Source organism: Wohlfahrtiimonas larvae (genome assembly GCF_002006755.1).
Classification (GTDB): Bacteria; Pseudomonadota; Gammaproteobacteria; order Cardiobacteriales; family Wohlfahrtiimonadaceae; genus Wohlfahrtiimonas; species Wohlfahrtiimonas larvae.
On sequence record NZ_MVDO01000162.1, the window covers coordinates 1 to 5,634 of the forward strand.

Genomic DNA, 5,634 nt, shown 5'->3' on the forward strand with positions numbered 1-5,634 from the left:
CAACGTGTTGCTTAGTACAGAAAAAATCCAAAGCTATGAATATTATTGTGGATGGTGATTTACCAAAAGGTGTTACTGCTAAAGATATCGTACTTGCGATCATTCGTGAGATTGGTACGGCAGGTGGTACAGGTTACGCGATTGAATTTTCAGGTAGCGCAATTCGTGCATTATCGATGGAAGGCCGAATGACCATTTGTAATATGGCAATCGAAGCTGGTGCACGCGTTGGTATGGTTGCTGTGGATAATACAACATTAGAATTCGTAAAAGATCGCCCATTATCACCTAAAGGTGAAATGTGGAATCAAGCCGTTGCTTATTGGAATACATTGCATTCCGATATCGGCGCCCACTTTGATAAAGTGATTACATTAAATGCTGAAAATATCAAACCACAAGTCAGCTGGGGCACAAGCCCAGAAATGGTGATTGGTATTGATGAAATGATTCCAGATCCAACGAAAGAAACGGATCCAGTCAAACGTACAGGTATGGAAAAAGCATTGGCATATATGGATTTACAGCCAAACATCCCATTATCAGCCATTCCTTTAACTAAGATTTTCATTGGTTCTTGTACAAATTCACGCATTGAAGATCTGCGTGAAGCTGCTTTCATCGCTAAAGGCAAAAAAGTTGCCAATAATATTGTGCAGGCAATGATCGTACCTGGTTCTGGTTTAGTGAAAGAACAAGCAGAAAAAGAAGGTTTGGATAAAATCTTTTTAGAAGCTGGCTTTGAATGGCGTGAACCAGGCTGCTCAATGTGTTTAGCTATGAATAATGATCGTTTAAATGCAGGTGAACATTGTGCTTCAACCTCAAACCGTAACTTTGAAGGTCGTCAAGGTGCTGGTGGTCGTACGCATTTAGTGAGCCCTGCGATGGCAGCTGCTGCTGCAATTACAGGCCATTTTGTTGATGTTCGCACTTTGATTTAAGGAGATCATAATGAAAAAATTCACAACACATCAAGGCATTGCTGTTGCGATTGATCGCCCAAATATTGATACAGATGCGATCATTCCAAAACAATTTTTAAAATCTATCCAGCGCTCTGGTTTTGGCGTCAATCTATTCGATGAATGGCGCTATACAGATGTTGGTGAACCTGGGATGGATAATTCCAAACGCCCTTTAAATACAGAGTTTTCATTGAATCAACCACGATTCAAAAATGCATCTATTTTGGTTGCACGTGAAAACTTTGGCTGCGGTTCATCTCGTGAGCATGCCGTATGGGCTTTGGATGATTATGGTTTCAGATCAGTGATTGCACCAAGCTATTCAGACATCTTCTTCAACAACTGTTTTAAAAATGGTGTGTTACCTATTGTGCTTTCTGCCGAAGATGTTGATACAATTATACAGTTAATCAATCAACATGAAGGGTTAGAAATCGAGATTGATCTACCTGAACAACAAGTGGTTTGTAAGCTAGACAATACAGCATTACACCAACCTTTTTCATTCAATGTAGATGAATTTCGTAAATATTGCTTACTCAATGGGTTTGATGATATTGGACTAACTCTTCAACATACTGATGATATTAAAGCTTATGAAGCGCGAATGAAACAGAAAACGCCATGGGTTTTTATGGATCATTCCCTATAATATTTTTATTTAACAAATTTAGACTTTATGAAAACTACAGAAATACGCCGTAAATTTTTAGACTTCTTTATCTCAAAAGGACACGCAGAAGTCACTTCAAGCTCGCTCGTTCCTCACAATGACCCGACGCTATTATTCACAAATGCAGGGATGAACCAATTCAAAGATCTCTTCTTAGGATTGGAAAAACGCAACTACGTACGAGCCACATCATCTCAGCGCTGTGTTCGTGCTGGTGGTAAGCACAATGACTTGGAAAATGTTGGCTTTACAGCACGTCACCATACTTTCTTTGAAATGTTGGGGAACTTCAGCTTCGGCGATTATTTCAAAAAAGATGCCATTGAGTTTGCATGGGAATTATTAACTTCAGTTTACGGCTTCCCTGCCGACAAACTAACAGTAACTGTATTCCATACAGATGATGAAGCTTTTAATATTTGGAAAGATGTGATTGGCGTGCCTGAAGAACGCATCATCCGCATTGGCGTAAAAGAAGATGGTAGCTCAGATAACTTCTGGCAAATGGGTGATACTGGTCCTTGTGGCCCTTGTTCTGAAATCTTCTATGATCATGGCGATCATATTTGGGGTGGCCCTCCTGGATCAGCCGAAGAAGATGGTGACCGTTTCATTGAAGTATGGAACTTAGTATTCATGCAGTTTAACCGCGATGAATCTGGCATTTTACATCCATTACCAAAACCCTCTGTCGATACTGGTATGGGTTTAGAACGCTTATCCGCAGTTTTACAGGGCGTTCATAGTAACTATGAGATTGATCTATTCCAAACATTGATCAAAGCTGCTGCAAAATCGACAAATACAACAGACCTTGAACATAATTCGTTGAAAGTAATCAGCGATCATATTCGCTCAGTATCTTTCTTAATCGCTGATGGCGTTTTACCTTCTAACGAAGGTCGTGGTTATGTATTGCGCCGCATTATTCGCCGTGCAGTACGCCATGGTTACAAATTAGGGCAAAAAGATATTTTCTTCCATACATTAGTATCAACATTAGCAGATGTCATGGGCGATGCTTATCCTGAATTGATCGAGAAAAAATTCCACATTCAAGATGCCATTAGACAAGAAGAAATCCGTTTTGCTGAAACATTAGAACATGGTTTAAAACTGTTAGAATCAGACATCAAAGCATTAAGTGGTGCAAAAACAATCTCTGGTGAAACGATTTTCAAATTATATGATACATACGGCTTCCCTGTTGACTTAACAAATGATATCGCACGTGAACAAGGTTTAGAGCTCGATATGGATGGCTTTGAAGCTTGCATGGAAGAGCAACGTGCACGTGCGCGTGCTGCGAATCAATTCAGTGCAGAAAAAACTGTTGCGGTGGATCTAGATAAACCTGTTGAGTTTGTCGGCTATACAGAAAATCATTTAGATACAATCATCTTAGAATTGGCAAAAGATGGTGAATTAGTAGATGCATTATCTGAAGGTGATCAAGGCATCATCGTTTTAGAACGTACACCTTTCTACGCTGAATCAGGTGGTCAAGTGGGCGATCATGGTTCTATTGCTAACGGTGACAACTTATTCATCGTTGAAGATACAAAAAAACAAGGTGATGCAATTCTTCATTTTGGCCATGTATCTAAAGGTTCATTCAAAAAAACGAATCAAGTTCATGCAAAAATTGATGAACAATATCGTGATGACATTCGTAAAAATCACTCAGCAACTCACTTATTGCACAAAGCATTGCAAGAAATTTTAGGCAGCCATATTGAACAGAAAGGCTCTTTGGTCACTTATAATCGCTTACGCTTTGACTTCTCTCACAATGCACCAATTCCATTGGAAGTACTACAAGAGATTGAATCACATGTAAACAAAGCGATCATTGCTAATAATCCTGTTGAAATTGAAGTAATGCCAATTGATGATGCTAAAGCTAAAGGTGCAATGGCATTGTTTGGTGAAAAATATGGTGATGAAGTTCGCGTTGTAGAAATGGGCGATTCATTAGAACTATGTGGTGGCACTCACGTTGCTCGTACAGGTGATATTGGTCAATTTAGAATCATTCAAGAATCAGGGATTGCATCTGGCGTACGCCGTATTGAAGCAGTCACGGGCTTACATGCATTATCACTTGTTCAAGGACATGTACGTTTAGTGGTCGAATTATCTGAAGCATTGAAATCTACGCCTGAACAGCTAGTTATCAAAATGCACCAAATGTTGAATGACTTAAAAGCAACAGATAAAGCCTTACAGCAAGCTAAATCTAAATTAGCATTGGTTGCAAGCGATGAAATTTTAGCAGAGGCGCAAGAAATCAATGACACTAAAGTAATTGTTGCGCTTGTCCCTGAAGTTGAAACAAAACTTCTACGTGAATTGGCTGATAAGTTACGCAGTCAATCACAAGGCATTGTATTACTTGGTTCATCCGTGGATGGTAAAGCAACATTAGTTGCTGCTATTGAAAAATCTTTGACAAATAAAGTCAAAGCAGGCGATCTTGTGAATGTTGCCGCGGCAATCGTTGGCGGCAAAGGTGGTGGTCGTCCTGATTCAGCAACCGCTGGTGGTCAAGATGGCTCTAAAATTCAGGAAGCGCTTGATACTGCAAAAGCTTGGATTCAAGATAAAATCTAACGATCATAATTTATAGATAATAAAAAAGCGGGAATGGAATCCCGCTTTTTTATATCCAAAATTTTTCAATATCTCTTAGCAATTAATAATCACTTTCATTGCTTTTTCATCTGCCGCATTCTTAAACACCTTATAAGCCTGCTCAAGCTCATTAAATTTAAAATAATGAGTGATCATCTTATCTAGTGGCAATTTTCCTGAACAGCACGTTTTTAAGAGCATATCAGTTGTATTAGCATTCACTAATCCAGTAGTAATTTTCAAATTTTTAATCCATAGCTTTTCTAATGCAAAACTTACAGCTTGACCATGCACCCCAACATTCGCAATATTACCGCCTTCTTTTACAATATGTTGACAAACATCCCAAGTCTGCGGAATACCCACAGCCTCAATCGCACAATCAACACCACGGCCATTTGTCATTTTTAAAATAGATGCAATCGCTTCTTCTTTAGCAGAATTAATAACTTTTGTTGCGCCCATTTCCAATGCCATTTGAAGCCTATTTTCATCCATATCCACCACAATAATTTCACTTGGAGAATATAATTGTGCTGTTAATAACGCAGCCATACCAATTGGTCCTGCACCAACTATCGCAACTGTATCACCAGGTTGAACATCACCATACTGAACACCAATTTCATGAGAAGTTGGTAATGCATCTGACAGTAACACCGCAACATCTTCTGCTAAATTATTGGGTAAATGGTATAAAGACGTATCTGCAAATGGTGTACGAACATATTCAGCCTGCGTGCCATCAATCATGTACCCCATGATCCAACCACCACCATTCATACAATGAGCATTCAATTGCTTTTGGCAATTTTCACAAGTGCCACATCGGCTCACACAAGAAATGATAACCTTATCACCCTTCTTAAAATTCTTAACAGCACTACCTACTTCTTCGACAATACCAACACCCTCATGGCCTAAAATACGACCATTAAAGTTACCTTGTTTTTCTTTAGCAGTGGCTTCAATCTCAGGATTTTTTCCTTTCATAATGCCAAGATCAGTACCGCATATTGTTGTCGTAGTTAACTTTATTATCGCATCTGTGGGTTCTAATATTTGTGGTACTGGACGATCTTCAAAACGTAAATCGTTCTCACCATAATAAACCATTGCTTTCATTGTTTTTTGCATCACTAATCCTCCAAAATAGAGTTATAAAGTAATCCACTTGAGTTATTCAAGATTTCAACATCATATCGGAGAACATCACAAGATTCAAACTTCAAATAATCTGCCCTATCAATAAAATGTAAACCTTATACTTTTACAAAAAACTGACATTTTTGAACATTTTTTGATCAATCAAAATTAATCTCTTTAGCAGAAAAAAATTAATAAAAACAATATTACTAT

General features: G+C 38.5%; 4 protein-coding genes. 3 read left to right on the forward strand and 1 reads right to left on the reverse strand.

Features of this window, described 5'->3' with window-relative positions:
- From BZK14_RS09065 to alaS, 3 genes are all read left to right on the forward strand, one after another.
- The coding region (locus BZK14_RS09065; RefSeq protein ID WP_077926186.1) for a 3-isopropylmalate dehydratase large subunit at nucleotides 1–944 on the forward strand (944 nt) is incomplete at its 5' end.
- Between the two features lie 10 nt (nucleotides 945–954).
- Nucleotides 955–1,620: a 3-isopropylmalate dehydratase small subunit gene (gene leuD, locus BZK14_RS09070; RefSeq protein ID WP_077926187.1), complete on the forward strand. Its 666-nt coding sequence runs from the start codon at nucleotides 955–957 to the stop codon at nucleotides 1,618–1,620.
- Nucleotides 1,621–1,647: 27 nt separating this feature from the next.
- Nucleotides 1,648–4,254, forward strand: a complete 2,607-nt coding sequence (gene alaS, locus BZK14_RS09075) for an alanine--tRNA ligase (RefSeq protein WP_077926188.1) — start codon at nucleotides 1,648–1,650, stop codon at nucleotides 4,252–4,254.
- A gap of 75 nt (nucleotides 4,255–4,329) precedes the next feature.
- On the opposite strand, the gene BZK14_RS09080 is transcribed toward alaS, so the two are convergent.
- Nucleotides 4,330–5,400 (reverse strand): zinc-dependent alcohol dehydrogenase family protein, encoded by a 1,071-nt coding sequence (locus BZK14_RS09080; RefSeq protein WP_342742240.1) that lies wholly within the window; start codon nucleotides 5,398–5,400, stop codon nucleotides 4,330–4,332.
- Nucleotides 5,401–5,634: the final 234 nt, after the last annotated feature.